This is a genomic window from Pseudoalteromonas sp. SR43-2 (assembly GCF_014163885.1).
Lineage (GTDB): Bacteria > Pseudomonadota > Gammaproteobacteria > Enterobacterales > Alteromonadaceae > Pseudoalteromonas > Pseudoalteromonas distincta.
Genome location: NZ_JACJED010000066.1, coordinates 1 through 246, shown reverse-complemented (window position 1 = coordinate 246; position 246 = coordinate 1). Strand labels below are relative to the sequence as shown.

Sequence of the window (246 nt, the reverse complement as noted above, 5' to 3'; positions counted from 1 at the left end):
CCCCCTTTGGTCCGTAGACATTATGCGGTATTAGCAGTCGTTTCCAACTGTTGTCCCCCACCTCAAGGCATGTTCCCAAGCATTACTCACCCGTCCGCCGCTCGTCAGCAAAGTAGCAAGCTACTCTCTGTTACCGCTCGACTTGCATGTGTTAGGCCTGCCGCCAGCGTTCAATCTGAGCCATGATCAAACTCTTCAATTAAAAAGTTTTATGTCTTTCGACAGCTCAATGAATTCTGAATTTTT

General features: G+C 47.6%; 1 rRNA gene. It reads right to left on the bottom strand.

Annotated elements, in window-relative coordinates:
* A 16S ribosomal RNA gene (locus tag H5120_RS20330) occupies positions 1-202 on the bottom strand; the annotation flags it as partial.
* Positions 203-246: the final 44 nt, after the last annotated feature.